General features: G+C 44.4%; 14 protein-coding genes and 2 tRNA genes. 11 read left to right on the forward strand and 5 right to left on the reverse strand.

What is annotated here, in order from left to right; all coding sequences use genetic code 11:
• Positions 1-95: 95 nt before the first annotated feature.
• Genes HGO97_RS21825 through HGO97_RS21835 form a run of 3 tightly spaced genes read right to left on the reverse strand, consistent with a single transcriptional unit; the run spans position 96 to position 1,792 of the window.
• Entirely contained in the window at positions 96-497 is a 402-nt protein-coding gene (locus HGO97_RS21825) for a hypothetical protein (protein WP_216245219.1), read from the reverse strand.
• Positions 498-513: 16 nt separating this feature from the next.
• Positions 514-1,260, reverse strand: coding sequence for a DUF4179 domain-containing protein (locus HGO97_RS21830; RefSeq protein WP_216245221.1), 747 nt, complete (start codon positions 1,258-1,260; stop codon positions 514-516).
• Positions 1,253-1,792, reverse strand: a complete 540-nt coding sequence (locus HGO97_RS21835; protein WP_330654318.1) for a sigma-70 family RNA polymerase sigma factor — start codon at positions 1,790-1,792, stop codon at positions 1,253-1,255. The genes HGO97_RS21830 and HGO97_RS21835 overlap by 8 nt, the downstream gene beginning before the upstream one ends.
• 205 nt (positions 1,793-1,997) lie before the next feature.
• On the opposite strand from HGO97_RS21835, the gene HGO97_RS21840 reads away from it, so the two are divergent.
• The 7 genes from HGO97_RS21840 to HGO97_RS21870 all read left to right on the forward strand — a co-directional run bounded on the left by HGO97_RS21840 (position 1,998) and on the right by HGO97_RS21870 (position 7,397).
• Positions 1,998-2,600 (forward strand): ECF transporter S component, encoded by a 603-nt coding sequence (locus HGO97_RS21840; RefSeq protein ID WP_216245223.1) that lies wholly within the window; start codon positions 1,998-2,000, stop codon positions 2,598-2,600.
• A 286-nt stretch (positions 2,601-2,886) separates the two neighbouring features.
• Positions 2,887-3,729, forward strand: coding sequence for an HAD family hydrolase (locus tag HGO97_RS21845; protein ID WP_216245225.1), 843 nt, complete (start codon positions 2,887-2,889; stop codon positions 3,727-3,729).
• 35 nt (positions 3,730-3,764) lie between these two features.
• On the forward strand, positions 3,765-5,531 hold the full coding sequence (locus HGO97_RS21850) for a glycoside hydrolase family 3 protein (protein WP_216245226.1): 1,767 nt from the start codon (positions 3,765-3,767) through the stop codon (positions 5,529-5,531).
• Positions 5,532-5,671: 140 nt separating this feature from the next.
• On the forward strand, positions 5,672-6,775 hold the full coding sequence (locus tag HGO97_RS21855) for a DUF3810 domain-containing protein (protein WP_216245229.1): 1,104 nt from the start codon (positions 5,672-5,674) through the stop codon (positions 6,773-6,775).
• 139 nt (positions 6,776-6,914) lie between these two features.
• Positions 6,915-6,986 (forward strand) — tRNA-Glu (locus tag HGO97_RS21860).
• A gap of 4 nt (positions 6,987-6,990) precedes the next feature.
• Positions 6,991-7,061: transfer RNA gene (locus tag HGO97_RS21865), tRNA-Cys, on the forward strand.
• A gap of 174 nt (positions 7,062-7,235) precedes the next feature.
• Complete coding sequence (locus HGO97_RS21870) at positions 7,236-7,397, forward strand: hypothetical protein (protein ID WP_216245230.1); 162 nt, start codon at positions 7,236-7,238, stop codon at positions 7,395-7,397.
• Between the two features lie 102 nt (positions 7,398-7,499).
• Here the strand turns inward: HGO97_RS21870 and HGO97_RS21875 are convergent, their stop codons facing one another.
• A complete protein-coding gene (locus tag HGO97_RS21875; RefSeq protein ID WP_216245233.1) occupies positions 7,500-8,546 on the reverse strand; it encodes an AraC family transcriptional regulator in 1,047 nt (348 codons plus the stop codon).
• A 197-nt stretch (positions 8,547-8,743) separates the two neighbouring features.
• Between HGO97_RS21875 and HGO97_RS21880 the strand changes: the two genes are divergently transcribed.
• Together HGO97_RS21880 and HGO97_RS21885 are read left to right on the forward strand one after the other, a co-directional pair.
• A complete protein-coding gene (locus HGO97_RS21880; RefSeq protein ID WP_216245235.1) occupies positions 8,744-10,708 on the forward strand; it encodes an alpha-L-rhamnosidase-related protein in 1,965 nt (654 codons plus the stop codon).
• Positions 10,709-10,817: 109 nt separating this feature from the next.
• Positions 10,818-11,990: an amidohydrolase gene (locus tag HGO97_RS21885; protein WP_216245237.1), complete on the forward strand. Its 1,173-nt coding sequence runs from the start codon at positions 10,818-10,820 to the stop codon at positions 11,988-11,990.
• 32 nt (positions 11,991-12,022) lie between these two features.
• Here the strand turns inward: HGO97_RS21885 and HGO97_RS21890 are convergent, their stop codons facing one another.
• The gene (locus tag HGO97_RS21890) at positions 12,023-12,958 is read right to left on the reverse strand and encodes a LysR family transcriptional regulator (RefSeq protein WP_216245239.1); all 936 of its coding nucleotides are present in this window, start codon (positions 12,956-12,958) and stop codon (positions 12,023-12,025) included.
• Between the two features lie 217 nt (positions 12,959-13,175).
• Between HGO97_RS21890 and HGO97_RS21895 the strand changes: the two genes are divergently transcribed.
• Positions 13,176-14,483 (forward strand): NCS2 family permease, encoded by a 1,308-nt coding sequence (locus tag HGO97_RS21895; protein WP_216245241.1) that lies wholly within the window; start codon positions 13,176-13,178, stop codon positions 14,481-14,483.
• A 60-nt stretch (positions 14,484-14,543) separates the two neighbouring features.
• Positions 14,544-16,385 (forward strand): adenine deaminase C-terminal domain-containing protein, encoded by a 1,842-nt coding sequence (locus tag HGO97_RS21900; RefSeq protein WP_330654319.1) that lies wholly within the window; start codon positions 14,544-14,546, stop codon positions 16,383-16,385.
• Positions 16,386-16,450: the final 65 nt, after the last annotated feature.

Genomic DNA, 16,450 nt, shown 5'->3' on the forward strand with positions numbered 1-16,450 from the left:
GAATATTTAGTACCTTTTGACATATCCATTCTCCTCCTTGTCTTATGACTATCATATAGTATTTATCGAAAATGGTCATGTTTATTTTGTACTATTTATATTCTAGCACCATCCTTATTATAATCTAAATCAATGGAAATGCTGGCTGATTTTTTGGAAAAAAGGGACAGAGGCCAGGAAAAAGCGTTCTGCTTTTTTAGGATATTCTTTAGCTGGTCATTCTCTTTATAGACTAGCGAAATATCGCTTCCTTTCATTATATCTGTCTGATTATTCTTTCCCAGAATAGTAAGTTCATATTCCTGAACCTGTTTTTTAAGAACCTTTTCTGCATGAGCTGCTGTTTTTGCAGAGAAATTCTGAGAGTTTATCTCTGTGTTGAACAGAAAGTGTTTCATGAAGAACACAGAGATACCGATGTAGGACAGTATGAGCAGGCAAAGGATGCCGCCGATGATAAAATAAATTTTCCTGGTATTTTTCTTTTGTTCTGCCATTCGGGAGCCTCCTATTTTAAGAATTTAGATTGAGCGGGACATGCACCTGGAAGTTCCAGCTTCCTCCCTGTCCATTATTAGGCATGATTTCAAAGCGAGTGGGCCCGACTTTTTGGTTTGCGTATTCCCACAGGGCAAATGGCCAGTCGTAGATCGTATGGATATCCCAACTAAATCCAAATTCCTTGGGAATAGCACCGCTTTGGGCACGAAGCTTGGAAGGCAGACTGCTCAAAGGGATGTGGATATCTCCAATATAAGTATGGTCATCGATAAAGTTTCCCTCTGTATAGGGAGAAACATCGATTGGCTGATCGTAGAAATCAAACTGGACTTTAGATAAAAGCTCCAACTTGCCACATTCAGATTCATCAGAAGCAGATAGCATTTCCTTTGGGAAACCATGTTTGTTATCTATCTTTACAGCCATATATATTGTGTTATAGTCATGATATATGTCAGAAATCTTGATCCTCACACCATTTGATTCCCGAATATATTCTTGGACAGGCCTATTTCCTTCTTTTTGTACCATCTGGGTGATCCCTGCCAGCAGCGGGATGCTCTCAGCCGCATCTGGATTACTTACACTGAAAAAAACGATACTGATAAAAATAGCGGCTGCCGTACCGATGGAGATACAGGTCTTTTGAATCCGTTTTCTTTTTACTGTGCGTTGTTCTTGTCTCAATTGCTCCAGACAATGATCGACCACACAATCCAGTTTATCGGAAACGGGGATTTGTTCAAATCTTTTATCCATTCAAATATCCCTCCTTCAGGCTTCTTCGAAGCTCCTTACGCGCCCGTGTCAGATAAGCGGCAACAGTACCACGCGGAATGTTCATGATTCCGGCGATTTCGTCTTGTTTCAGGTCATCAAAATATTTTAGTACGATGACCAGTCTGTATTTTTCTGGAAGCTGTCGGATGGCTTCATACAGATCTAGTCTCTCTTCTATGGAAATGCCAAGACTCCTCGTTTCAGGCAGATTTTCATCGATCTGTATAGATGGAACGCTCTTACGGTGGAAGTCAATGGATATATGGATGAGGATTCTGGTGATCCATGACCGGAATAACTCTGGGTTCCGAAGCGTTTTTATAGAATGAAAACCTTTTAAAATAGTTTCCTGCACGATTTCCAGCGCAGCATCCTCAGTGCCGGAATGGAGATATGCCATCCGGTAAAGATAATTCTTATGTATTTCGATCAGCTCTCCATAGGCATCAACACTGCCCCGAATTGCCTTTTTCACCAGTCTGATATCTGTGGATGTGTCTAAAATTTCCACATTGTTCCCCCTTAGTAAAACATCAATTTGTAAAATGTGCCTATAATTATTAGACGATATTTCAAACAAAAATGCTACAAAAAATTTGAAAAAGATAAATAGAGTTATAAACTGGCCTGCCTGCTTTTAGAATAACTGGCTGTTTTCACAGCTCCACTATCGTAGTAATATAGACTTCATCTAAGGGAGAAAGGAAGTTATTGCTATGGAAAGGAAAAACCAGACGATTTTGAAGTTAGCGCAGACCGCCATTCTTGCAGCTCTTTGCTATGTGACGTTCACGTATCTTCAGATTAAGATTCCGATGCCGGGAGGAGATGCTACATCCATTCATATTGGAAATGCATTCTGTGTATTAGGTGCTCTTTTGCTGGGCGGCTGGTATGGAGGTCTGGCAGGGGCTATCGGTATGACCTTTGCGGATATCATGGACCCGATCTATATTACAGGAGCTCCGAAGACCTTTGTTTTAAAGCTATGTATCGGCCTGATCGTAGGTCTGGTTGCGCATAAAGCGGCAAAGATCAATGAAAGTACGGATAAGAAATATGTATTCAAATGGAGCGTAATCGCTTCGATCGCAGGCTTGGGGTTCAATGTAATAGCGGATCCTCTTGTTGGATATTTTTATAAACAGTATATTCTTGGGCAGCCGCAGCAGATGGCGGAGGTGCTTGCAAAATGGAGCACCGCTACCACATTTGTAAATGCCGTAGTTTCAACGATATTGGTCGCATTTTTGTATAATGCAGTAAGGCCTGTGCTGTTACGTTCGGGTCTATTGGTGAAATCTGAAAAAATGGTTTAGAAGGAATCAGGCCGGCATGAAGCAGAGCTTGAGAATGAGACAGGATATGTCCCGTAGTTTAACGGGCATGACCTGTCTTTTTTTAGTCGTAGTTTTATTAGATAAAACCGTAATATTTTTTTGCGTTTTTATTTAATCGTAAAAAAGTATGGCTGATACCAAAAAAAGTCCTCACGTAAATCTGACAGAAGTATTAAACTTTCAAATATGAGAAAGATGAATATAGGAAAGGAGAAGACCTTACAGGGAACTTGAAGTGGAAACAGGGGCAAAAGAGGAGCGAACTATGAATCTGGAAAATTTTGAAAAGAAGAAAGAGTTTTTGATCTGCGTGGATTCAGATGGATGTGCCATGGATACAATGGATTTAAAACATATCCGCTGTTTTGGACCATGCCTTACAGAAGAATGGGGACTTGAAGAGTGGAAAGAGCCTATTTTAAAGAGATGGAACGAAATTAACCTGTACAGTATGACAAGAGGTATCAACCGTTTTAAAGGGCTTGCAAAGATGCTCCGGGAGATTCAGGAAAAGTATACGGATATTGAAGACCTGGACTCTCTGGAGAAATGGGTGGAGGAAAGCCCGGAGCTGTCAAATGCCGCCCTGGCACAGGCAATCAGAAATGGAGGAGGCATCAGCCTTCAAAAGGCGCTTTCCTGGTCAGTGAGAGTGAATCAAAAGATTGATAATCTCCCGTTCAATGTCAAGAGGCCGTTTGAAGGAGTGAAGGAAGCGCTGGAATACGCACATGAAAAGGCGGATATAGCAGTTGTTTCATCGGCGAATCTGCAGGCCGTGAAAGAAGAGTGGGATATATATGGATTGACGAAGCACGTGGACATCCTTCTTTCGCAGGAAGCGGGAAGCAAGGCGTTCTGCATTGGAGAATTGATAAAAAAGGGCTACGACAAATCCAAAATACTTATGACAGGTGACGCTCCGGGAGATTATGAGGCCGCCATGAAGAATGGAGTGCTTTTTTACCCGATTTATGTGCGGCGTGAAAAGAAATCCTGGGAGGAATTCTCGCGCGATGGGGTATTGAGGCTGTTGGATGGAAGCTATGAGGGCGCATATCAGGAAGAAAAGGTTGCAGAATTCTGGGAGAACCTTAAGGATTCTTAAATATAAAATAGATGATAACAGGAGAGGAGAAGAACATGGTAGATTTAAAAGCGAATCCGTATTTTTTATCAGAGGATGACATCAAATGGGTGGAAGAGACAATCAAAGGGATGAGTGATGAGGAAAAGGTAGGTCAGCTATTTTTTCAATTAACAGCATCCCATGACGAAGCATATTTAAGGGAGTTAATGGAGAAATACCATCTGGGCGGCTGCCGTTACAATCCGGCGCCAGGAAAGGCAATCCAGGAGCAGAACAGAAAATTACAGAAATATGCCAAAATTCCGTTGTTCATCGCTTGTAACACAGAAGCAGGTGGAGATGGTGCCTGTGCAGATGGAACGATGATCGGTTCAGGAGTGAAAGTTGCAGCCACTGACAAGGATGAGTATGCATTTGCACTCGGAAAAATGTCAAATGAGGAGGCCGCAGCGATCGGCTGTAACATGGCATTTGCCCCGGTCAGTGATATCCTTTATAACTGGGAGAATACAGAGGTCGTATCCCGTGCGTTCGGTGGCGACCCACAGCGTGTAGCACGCATGAGTGCAGCATATCTGGAGGGAGCACATACGATCGGAGGATTTGCATGTGCAGCCAAACATTTCCCGGGAAATGGACAGGATTTCAGAGATGCACATCTCTCTAACAATGTGAACTATTTTGATGTAGAGGAGTGGGACAACACTTATGGTATGGTCTATAGGACACTGATCGAGCATGGTCTTGACGCGATCATGGGAGGACATATCATGCTTCCGAAATATGCGAAAGCCATCAATCCAGAATTGAAGGATGAAGATATGATGCCGGCGACGTTGAGTCCCGAAATCATGACAGTCTTGCTGCGCGATAAGCTGGGCTTCAATGGCATGGTTGTAACAGATGCTTCCCATATGGTAGCGATGACAGACCGTATGACACGAAAGGAAATGCTTCCTCGTTCCATCAATGCAGGCTGTGATATGTTCCTGTTTTTCAATGATCCAGATGAAGACTTTGCAACGATGTTGGAGGCTTATCAAAATGGTATCATTGGCGAAGAGCGTATGACAGAAGCACTGACACGCATTCTGGGTCTGAAAGCACATCTCGGTCTCCATAAAAAAGCAAAAGAGGAGCTGGTACCACAGCCGGAGATTTTGGAGGAAATTTTAGGTGCACAAGCACATAAAGAGATGCAGAAATCAATCAGCCAGGACTGCATCACTCTCGTAAAATACAAAGACAAAGAAGTTCTTCCGCTTACACCACAGCGCTATCAGAGAATCATGATCGTGCATGTAAAGGGCGCGGAGAGCGGCATGTCAGCGCTTATGAAGCTGATGGGCATGGGCGGCGGAAATCCAGCAGAGCTTTTAAAACAGAAGCTGTGCGACAAAGGATTTGATGCATTTGTTTATGAAAGCCCGCTGGATCGGATGAAGAAACAGATAGAGGCTGGGGAAAAACCGGATGTAAACCTGTATTTTGCAGGAAAAAATGCAATTGCAGATTTCGTAAAGGATATGGATCTTGTCATAACGCTCTGTGATGTATCTGGTGGAAGACCAAGCTTTGGTCTTTCTAAAGGCGGCGGAGAGATTCCATGGTATGTCTTTGAGGTGCCGGTAATTGCTGTTGGCTGTGGACAGCCGACGATGCTCGCCGATATTCCGCAGGTCCGTACCTATATTAACACCTACGATTCTAAAGACAGTACGTTTGATGCGTTGGTAGAAAACCTGATGGAAGGGGAAAGTGCATTTAAGGGCACTGATCCGATCGACAGCTTCTGTGGGCTGTTCGATGCTCGTCTGTAAGGCGCTGTCTGGAGGAAATATCTGACAGAACAGGAAGGGGTTAATAGAAGGAAGTCCCATTGACTTTGTAGATTATCTGTGATGTAATGGATAACATATACTTTTCAAATATGATCCATAAAAATCTCAGGTAAGCGAAAATGAAGAATAAGAAAAACAGAGAGCATAAAAACACAATCGAAAAAAGAATGGCCGCAGCCTGTATTTTACTGGTATTCAGTGCAGTACTGACTCTTATGGCAGGAAAAATTCCGGGAATGGCAGAATGGTATGCCACACATATCTACCCAGTGATCGTATCTACGCTGGGGCGTATTTCCGGGATTTTTTCCTTTTCACTCTCAGAATTGTGCCTGTATGTGGGGATTGTCCTGCTGCTGGGAACACTGATTCATGCTATTGTTTTGGCTGCCAGGACAAAGGCAGGCGGTGCGGTCATGCTCAAATGGGCATCCGGTGTGTTTTTAACGGCATCGGTCCTTTTGTTTTTGTATGTCACCAACTGCGGTATCAATTACCGGAGGATCTCGTTTTCGGAAAAATCCGGGATACAGACCAGCCAGTATACAGCAGAGGATTTAAAGCGGGTGTGCCTGCGCCTGACAGAGGAAGTGAATGCAAGGGCCGGGAAGGTCGAGCGCGATGATTCCGGGGTGATGAAGCTGTCAGGACCAGAGAAAGAGGCTGCTGTGAATACGATGAATCAGCTTGGCACCCGTTATCCTGCTATGGCGGGATACTATCCACAGCCCAAAGGGCTGCTGCTTTCCCAGATTCTGTCCTATCAATCCTTGACGGGAATTTATTTGCCATTCACAGTAGAAGCGAACTATAATAAAGACATGACGGATTATAATATTCCGTTTACGGCCTGCCATGAGCTGTCTCATCTGCGGGGATTCATGCAGGAAGAGGAAGCGAATTTTATTGCATTTCTGGCATGTAAGGATGCACAGAGAGAGGATTTTCAGTACAGCGGCTATCTGATGGGTTGGATCTACAGCATGAATGCTTTATATAAAGTAGATTATGAAGCATGGAAGGAGGTTCGGCCTCTGCTTGCAGAGAGGGTGGAAGCGGATCTTGAGAGCAACAGTCAATTTTGGGCCAAATACGAGGGAACGCTGTCAGAAGTATCAAATAAGGTGAATGATACATATCTCAAGGTAAATGGACAGTCAGATGGAGTCCAGAGCTATGACCGAATGGTAGACCTGATTGTAGCCTATTATCAGGGAAACTAAAAACTTGTAACTATTCAGCCATGCGGAAAGGTGTGTACAAAAACTTGGTAAAACTTAAAAAAAGGGCTTGCAATTTCTACAAGGTTATGATAATATTAAAAACGGTCACTGCGAAAGCAGTAACAATTAAATAGTGTGTGGCTCCGTGGTCAAGCGGTTAAGACATCGCCCTTTCACGGCGGTAACACGGGTTCGATTCCCGTCGGAGTCACTATGGCGCAGTAGCCAAGCGGTAAGGCGTGGGTCTGCAACACCCTGATCACCAGTTCGAATCTGGTCTGTGCCTCTAGAAAGAAGCCTGGAAATGATATATTTCCGAGGCTTTTTTCGTTATGAGAAAGGTCAATACATTTAGTGAGGCTTCGTGACAAAGAAAAATACCAGTGGATTTATTTCCCGATATGCATTATAATGAAGGACAGAAACGCGAAGTTTGTAAGTTCATTGGGAGGAAGAAAGAATGCTGAAGAATATCGTGCTGGCTGTGGCACTGGTCTGTTCCTGTATCTACTTGGTATTGTTTTTTGTGAATAATCCAAAGCTGAATGTAATCTCGAATAAGATTCAGAAACCGTTCATGGCTGTCAGCTTTTTATTATTGGTCGTATACATGATACTGTGATGTAAGAGAATCATTGTATATAAGTTCAGACAACAGGCAGCAGATGGGGATGCTGCCATAAGAGGCCCCGGGAATCGTTGGATTTCCGGGGCCTCATTGTTGTTAGTTTTTACTTGAGTGCGCTCCCCTGTATTGCCCTGGCGTCATCCCATACTCTTTTTTGAATATCTTCATAAAGCTTTCGGGATTATGGTACCCCAGCCTCACGCTGATTTCATGGATACTGATATTTGTAGAGGTCAGCAGAGATTCCGCCTTTTTCAAGCGTATCTGTCTTAGAAGCTGGGAAAAGGTCATTCCGGTCTGTTTTTTGATATAATAAGAACAATACGGTACAGTATAGTTCAAATGTCCCGCCAGCTCGGTCAGCGTAATAGTATTATAGTGTGCCGCCAGATAGGAAAAGAGTGCTTCGTCCTCAGCTACGGGGGCATAGGAAAATTCGCTGTGCGCCTGATGCCTTCTTATGAGTTTGGTAAAAAAGATGGGCAGCATACAGCTAAGGATGCGATTGGCATATTCGTCGTGATCCATCTGCTCCTCATACATTTCCAGGAGCAGTTTGGAAAGTTCACTGTCGCTGCCTGTGTGGAACAGCAGACATGAAGCATAGTTCTTTTGGTAGAGACTTCCCAGAAAAAAGGAAGCGATGAGTGTCTTATCCTTCAGGACATTGAAAAAAATGTCTTCCACCATATCTCTGCGGATCAGGATGTTGAGTATGATACTGTCATCATCCATTACCGACAATGAGTGACGCAGCGCAGGAGGAAGCAGGCACAAATCGCCGCTTTTCATTGGCATTGTACGGTGTGCGACCGTATGGGTACATTGACCGCACAGAACATAGATGATCTCGAAAAAGATATGGCTGTGTTCGAATGCCGGAGTATAGCGGTTGTGTTTGCGTATATAAATATTGTCAAAAAGCTGGTCCTCAAAGTAATCTTCGTCTGACAAGGCGTCTGGTATATTCTCCGGCATCAGCTCTTTTACAAAAAGTCTTCTTTTCTTTAGGACTTCCGGGTCCTGTTCTGAAAGAAATGTTTTCAGGGATTTAGGATTTTTCTGTGCCTGATAATATCGGCGGTAAAATTCTTCATCCTGATTCATTTGCAGCAGATGTGTTGTTGCTATCTTGGTATCCATGGAAAATTCCTCTAATGTGTATCTTTTTTCTTTTCTTTTATCATACATCAAAATCTTAAAAATGGACATGAAAACTGCTTAAATTTAACAATTGTAGTGGAAAACTGTGGTCTTTATAATGAAGGAAGCTTGCATTTAAGGGACTTGAGTAATAGAGATTCACAAAAGACGCAGAACGGTCAAAAGGAGATCATAATATGGCAGAGAAGAGTGCAAAATGGATTTGGTATCCAGGGGATTTTGAAATTTATCATGGGATGCTGCAGAATTTTCAGAGGGAAGAACGAGGCTATGGCTGGCCGGCATACTGGAAGATGGATGACTGGCGAAAGAATGTAAAGTTTACCAGAGAATATGAATTAGAAGAAGCAGAGGAATTCAGCGTTCACGGGGCCGGGCAGGGATATGTCGAGGTCAATGGGAAAAAATATGCCTTGGGCGAAACGATTTCTTGTGCGCCGGGGCATACAAAGATTGTAGTCTGCCTGGGGAATATGACAGGACTGCCATGCATTTATATAGAGGGAAGTGTGATTCGTTCCGATGAAGGCTGGATGGCAGATGATTTTGAGGAAAAACTGCCTGCCGGGACTTCTAAGCTTTATACAGAAAAGGAGCAGGACCCGAATCATGTTTATTATGAGAAACAGGTGGTATATCCGGTAAGTAAAAAGCAGATAAAGGGCGGTGTGCTGTTTGATTTCGCAAGAATGGTGAATGGGACAGTCAAAGTGAAGACGAAGAAAGAACAGGTCACGATCTGCTACGGGGAATCGGACCGGGAGGCGCTGGATATTCAGTGGTGCTATTATAAACAGGAAAATGTAACAGAGGACAGTGCGATACGTAAACGGGCATTTCGGTATCTTTTTGTCCCAGATTGTAAGGAGGAAGAAATAGAATGCAGTGCGGTACATGAGCATTTTCCAATAGAAGTCAAAGCGAAGTTCTCCTCTGATGATGAGCAGCTCAACCAGATCTGGAGCGTGGCAAAGGAGACATACCAGCTCTGCAGCGGACTGTTTTTTATAGACGGAATCAAGCGAGACCGCTGGATCTGGTCAGGAGATGCATATCAGAGCTACTTTGTAAATCCATACCTGTTCTTTGATGAGGATATCAATAAGCGGACGATTCTTGCTCTGCGCGGAAATCGGGAGATCAGGCAGCATATCAATACAATTGTAGATTATTCTCTTTTATGGTTGATTTCTGTTGCGGATCATTATCAGATGACCAGCGATACCGCATTTTTGAGTGAAGTCTTTGATAAGATGCAGGCATTGATAGATTTGTGTGAATCCCAGACAGATGAGAATGGTTTCCTTTATGGAAGAGAGCAGGACTGGATCTTTATTGACTGGTGCGACATGGATAAAACAGGTGTCATCGCTGCGGAACAGATGCTGCTCTTAAAATGTTATGAGACCATGGCGGAGAGTATGGAGCTGCTTGGCAGGACGGGGAATAAATATGTGGAAAAAGCTGCAGAGCTGAAGAAAAATATCATGAAATTCTTCTGGGATGAGGAAAAAGGTGCATTTATTGATAGTTTTGAGTCAGGAAAACGAAATGTGACACGCCATGCGAATATATTTGCAATCCTGTTTGATATTGCAGATGAGAAACAGACCCAGTCCATTGTTGAGCATGTATTATTTAATGAAGATATTACAGAGATCAGCACACCTTATTTTAAATTTTATGAAATGGATGTGCTTGCAAAGCTAGGTTATCTGGATGAAGTGCTGGAGCGTGTAAAACAATATTGGGGAGGAATGCTGAAAAAGGGAGCAGTCACTTTCTGGGAAGAATATCAACCGAATCAGTCCGAGGATGAGCAGTATGGAATGTACGGTGATCCCTTTGGGAAGAGTCTGTGTCATGCATGGGGAGCCAGTCCCATTTATCTGCTTGGCAGATATTATCTGGGAGTACGTCCGACTAAGCCGGGGTATGAGACATTTGAAGTAAGCCCGCAGCCCCGATTTTTTAAAGAACTTTGCTGTACTGTTCCGATCAAAAACGGGAAGGTAGATATTTCTTATCAGGAAGGAGTCCTCTCGGTGACGGCTGATAGAGATGGCGGAGTCCTGAAAATGGATGGCAGAGAATGGAGATTGAATCAGGGAGAATGCGTAAAAGTAAAATATAGTTTGTGAAGTTCATTTGCATGCATGTAAAGGAGTTCCTCTGCAGATACTATACCGGATGAATGGCTGCAGGCCAGGATTCGAAATCCGAGATTGTATTTTGCAGGGGGACTTTTTTATGTGGATCATAAATGGAAAAATAATTACAATGGCCGGGCCTGTCATCGAAAAAGGATATGTGAGGATACAGGATGGATTGATTATGGAGACCGGCCCAATGGAAAGCAATTCTACATTAAAGGATCAATGTGGGCAGGGAGAGGTAATTCTGGATGTAAAGGGAGCCTGGGTCATGCCGGGTTTGATTGAGGCACATGCCCATATTGGTCTGACAGAGGAAAAAAGCGGGGCAATCGGGGATGACTGCAATGAGCAGACGAATCCCATTCTGCCTGCATTACGCGGGATAGATGCGGTAAATCCTCTTGATCCGGCATTCCATGATGCAATCCAGGCAGGGATCACATCGGTCATGACAGGACCGGGGAGTGCCAATGTGGTGGGCGGACAGTTCGTGTTCATGAAAACGCATGGGCGATGTGTGGATCAGATGGTCGTGAAAGCACCGGCCGCGATGAAAATTGCATTCGGAGAAAATCCAAAGACTGTTTATGGAGATCAGAATACCTGCCCTGCGACCCGTATGGGGACTGCATATATGCTGCGCAGGGAACTGTTCAGGGCAAAACAGTACTTAGAAAAAAGGGGATCAGGTGAACTTGTGGATAAAGATTTTGATTTGGAGCCATGGATTCCGGTACTGAAAAAAGAGATTCCTATGAAAGCACATGCTCACCGTGCGGATGATATTTTTACGGCAATCCGTATTGCAAAAGAATTTGATGTGGATATCACACTGGATCATTGTACGGAAGGGCATCTCATCACAGATGAGATTGCAGAGTCTGGTTTTCCAGTCATTGCGGGGACGGACCTGACATCCCGTTCTAAGGTCGAGGTCGAGTATATGAGTTTCAAGACAGCGGGAATTCTTGCAGATGCTGGTATCAAGGTCGCTGTGACGACAGATCACCCGGTCGCGCTGATCCAGTATCTTCCAATCTGTGCCGGCTATGCGGTAAAATGCGGGCTCTCGATGGAAGAGGGGCTAAAAGCACTGACGATCAATCCAGCCCAGATCTGCCGGGTGGACGACCGGGTAGGCAGTCTGGAACCCGGAAAGGATGCAGATATTGCCGTGTTTGACGGGAATCCCATGGAGGTATTCACCCATACACTTTATACTATCGTGGATGGGCAGATTGTTTATAAACAGGGTGATGAAGAGTAGGCAGATATATTTGATGCAGTTGTGACAGGTCGTCAGTTCTTCATATTCAGCCGCCCATCCATGACGGACTTTACAATATCGATATAATCCTGGACATATCCGGGGAGATACTGTCCGGGTCTGTAGGCTGCTATCATGGTGGTGTAGATCTGCTGATCGCCGGTGGAAAGGCATACCACCTCCCTGGAGTTTGGCCCCATGTGTTCCACATATCCTTCGGCGGCGAGTGTGATGCCGGCATTTTTCTGGGCCATGCTGATTGCGACCTCACTGCTGCGGGTCCTCATCCAGACGTTGGGGTTCATTCCTATGGTGTCGAACAGCTCCTGTATGACTTTTCCTGTTGTCTGCTGTTCGTATAAAAGGACAAAGTTCTCTCCTTCCAAATCGCGGATATCAATCCAGGGGTGGCGGTATCCCTTCTTTTTTACTGCTTTTGTGATGGCGGGATGGTCCTGGTGCATAACAAGAACGATTTCAGAACGCCCGATAATCTGGTATTCCAGATGCTTCGGAAATGTGCTGACGTTGTATACGGCAAGATCCAGATTGCTTTCCTCTAAAAGCATCTGTTCTACGGAATGTGCAGCCTCATATACATTCACATCTACATTTGGATATTTTTGATGGAATTCGGCTACTGAGTCTGGAATCAGACAGTTGCTGCGGACAATGGGGATCGCAATATTGAGCTGGCCCTTTTTGACATTCATGATATCTCTGTATTCGGCATTCCACTCATTTTCAAGTTCTACCATCTTTTTGGCATAATGGAGGTATCTCATTCCCATGTAGGTAGGAACATATTCATTATGTATGTGGCTGAAAAGCTTTGTATTCATGCGGAACTCCAGGTTCTGCAGATACCTGCTCAGCGAGGGCTGTGAGATATACAGCGCCTTCGCTGCTTTATTGATACTCTTATATTTGGCAATTGCCAGGATATACTTTGCTTCTTTTACTTCCATCCCATCCACCTCTTGTGAAATCCTGCCAGGTTATACGCTGCTGATTTAGACCGCTTTTGGATAACGTAAATCCTGATTGTTTACTGTACCTATGGAAAATCTGTATTTGATTATAGCCTGGATGCATAAAAACTATAGATTATATATATTTGAATTATATATAATTTCCACGTAAAATAAAAGCAGAATAAAACATTTTCCATGAAAGGAGTTACAAATGAAAGCCTGGATCGAAAAACAATTTCAATTGAAGGAATACCACACAAGTATTAAAACAGAATTGATGGCAGGATTTGCAACTTTTATTACAATGGCGTATGTACTCGCCACCGTTCCGAATATGCTGGGGAGCGCAGGATTGGACCGCAACGTAGTCCTTACAATTATGATTCTGCTGATCATCGCGACCACACTTGGAATGGCACTTTATACCAACCGCCCATTTGCACTTGCACCGGGGCTTGGAAGCGTCAGTATTGTCGCTGGAATGATTGCCAATGAGAATATTTCACCAGAGATTGCTGCGGGAGTCATTTTTTGGAGCGGTATTTTGTTCTGCTTCATCTCCTTCTTTGGATTGAGAGAGGCTGTTGTAAAGGTTATTCCTCCCAGCTTAAAGCAGGCAGTCAGTGCAGGTGTGGGACTTTTTATTGCCTTGATTGGGGCAAAGGGCTGTGGTCTGATCGTTGCAAATGAGGCAAAAAACAGTCTTGGATTTGGGGACCTGACTTCCCCGACAGTCCTTCTGGCTCTGATTGGTTTTGTGCTGATTATGCTGGCTAAGGTCAGAAATATCCCGGGAGGAATGATTATCGCGATTTTTGTAACAACCCTGATTGGGATTCCGATGGGAATCACGAAGATGCCGGAGCATATTTTCTCCCTCCCTGTCAGTCCGGGACCTCAGTTTATGAGGATTGATTTCCTGGGAGCTCTGAATTTTGCATATATTCCGTTTTTGATTGCTCTGTTTGTGCCGGATTTCTTTTCAACCTTCGGTACAGTGCTCGGTGTGGGTGCGAAGGCTGGTTATCTGGACGAGGACGGCAACCTTCCGGGGATTGATAAATGCTTTAAGGTGGATGCACTTTCCACTGTAGTCGGCGGATTGTTCGGAATTCCGAGCATGACGACCTACCTGGAGTCTTCCGTAGGAGTTGAGGCTGGTGGAAAGACAGGGCTTACAGCGGTGGGGACCTGTATCGCATTTGCGCTTACACTTTTATTTACTCCTTTGGCGCTGATGATTCCTTCTGCTGCTACAGCACCTGCGTTGATGGTGATTGGAATTGGAATGCTCAGCTCTATGAAAAATATTCACTATGAAGATCTGACGGAAGCGTTCCCGGCTTTTATCTGTATTACTTTTACCATCTTCGGAAATAATATTGCGAACGGAATCTGTCTTGCGATTCCTGTTTATCTGTTGATGAAGCTGATGGCAGGAAAACGAAAAGAAATCAACTATGTGCTGTACATTCTTACTGCTGTATGTGTACTGTATTTTTACACTCTGATTCGTTAGAGGGGATGGCTGGACTTGGTTTTTAGATTGAATTTATAGCGTGCAGACGGAGGCATTTATATGGAAAAGGGACATACAGAACTTCTTAGCAAAGATAGGCAAAAGGAAAAGAGCAGGGTAGAAAAAATGAATGCGGCGGACCTCGTGGTCAGAGATGTGTCTGTCTACAATACGGTTTTTCGGCGTTTTTATCCTGCGGATGTGTATATCCTGGAAGGCAGGATTTACAGTATTGATCTGAAGAAAGAGCGTAAGATGAAGGCTGATCAGATTCTGGACGGCAGCGGGAAGCTCATGGTTCCCGGGTTGATTGATATTCATATGCATATTGAGAGCTCCATGATGACTCCGAATTCGATGGCAGAACGGCTGGCCCAGTGCGGGGTGACGACCGTAGTGTCTGAACCTCATGAGATGGCGAACGTGAATGGGCTGGATGGGATTCTGGATATGATGGAGGCGGGAAAAGAATCTCCGATCGATATTTATTATGGAATTCCGAGCTGTGTTCCGTCCACCTCTTCTGAACTTGAGACAACTGGGGGCGTGATTGGATTTGAGGCTATGAAAGAGCTTTTGAAAAATCCGCTGGTGGCCTGCATGGGAGAGGTCATGAATTACCGGCAGATCATCCGGGAGAACCAGCTTGAAATCAGTAAGATGCTTGATTATCTGTCAGAAGAGAGGCCAGATATTGTTGTAGAAGGTCACTGTCCGTCGCTGTTGGATCTGGATCTGGATAAATTTATTTATCTTGGAATCGATAGTGATCATACGGAACATAACATGGAAGAGCTGAAACAGAGGTTCTTCAACGGGATGTTTATTGAAATCCAGGAAAAAATGCTGCGGGAAGAGGTCCTGGCTTTTATTGAGGAGCATCATCTTTATGGATATTTTGGATTTGTGACGGACGATGTTATGGCAGATACATTGATGGAGCAGGGACATTTGGATGCGGTTGTCAGGAAGGCCATTAGACTTGGCATGTCCCCAGAGTGTGCAATTTATCATGCCACATTTACCAATGCCATGCGGATGAAATTTACCGACCGGACCATGCTCACACCAGGAAAGCTTGCGGATTTTGTGCTGCTGGATGAATTGGAGACGTTTCGTATTGCTGCTACCTTTAAGCGTGGCAGATGTGTCTACCAAAGACAGGACTCTAAGTCGGATGTGTGTATATCCAGGAATCGCACAGGGGGAAGCGAATTCCCGGAGAGCTATCGGCATACCGTTCATCTTCCTAAGGCAGCAGAAGACTTATTTTCTGTGTACGTACCGACGGAATCTTCCAATAAGGTACTTGTCGAGGTGATGGTCGTATCTGACGGCTCGACCAAGACTGGCAGGAAACAAGTCTGGCTTCCTGTGAAGAATGGGGAAATACAGTGGGAAGACTCACCTTATCTGCTTGCCGTAGTTTTCGAACGTTATGGAAAGACACAGAAGTCCGGGAGGAAAGGCTTTGGAAATATCGGCTATGGATTTGTCACAGGAGACCTCATCAAGCACGGTGCAGCAGCTACGACTTATGCACATGACCACCATAACCTGCTTGCAGCAGGCAGCAATAAAAAAAGCCTTCAATTGGCAGTGAACACGGTAATAGAAAACCAAGGCGGAATTGCAGTTACAGACGGAGAAGAAGTAAAAGCAAGCTTAAAGCTGGAAATCGGAGGCATCCTTTCAGATGCACCTGCAGAGCAGATCGGAGCCGATTTAAGACGAGTAAGAGAGGCATTGTGCAGACAAGGATATCAGCATTATAACCCGATCATGTCCTTTTGCACCCTATCACTACTCGCAAGTCCGGCACTGAAGATCTCAGATAAAGGAATCATCGATGTGGCGGCTGGGAAGGCCATCCCGCTTGTATGTGGTAAAGAGAAAAAATAGATTTGAGAATATTCTAAAAAACGGAGAGCATGGAGGGGCAGGCCCTTTTCAAAGGGGCCCGCCCC

Origin of the sequence: Faecalicatena faecalis, assembly GCF_012524165.2 — a bacterium.
Lineage (GTDB): Bacteria > Bacillota > Clostridia > Lachnospirales > Lachnospiraceae > Faecalicatena_A > Faecalicatena_A faecalis.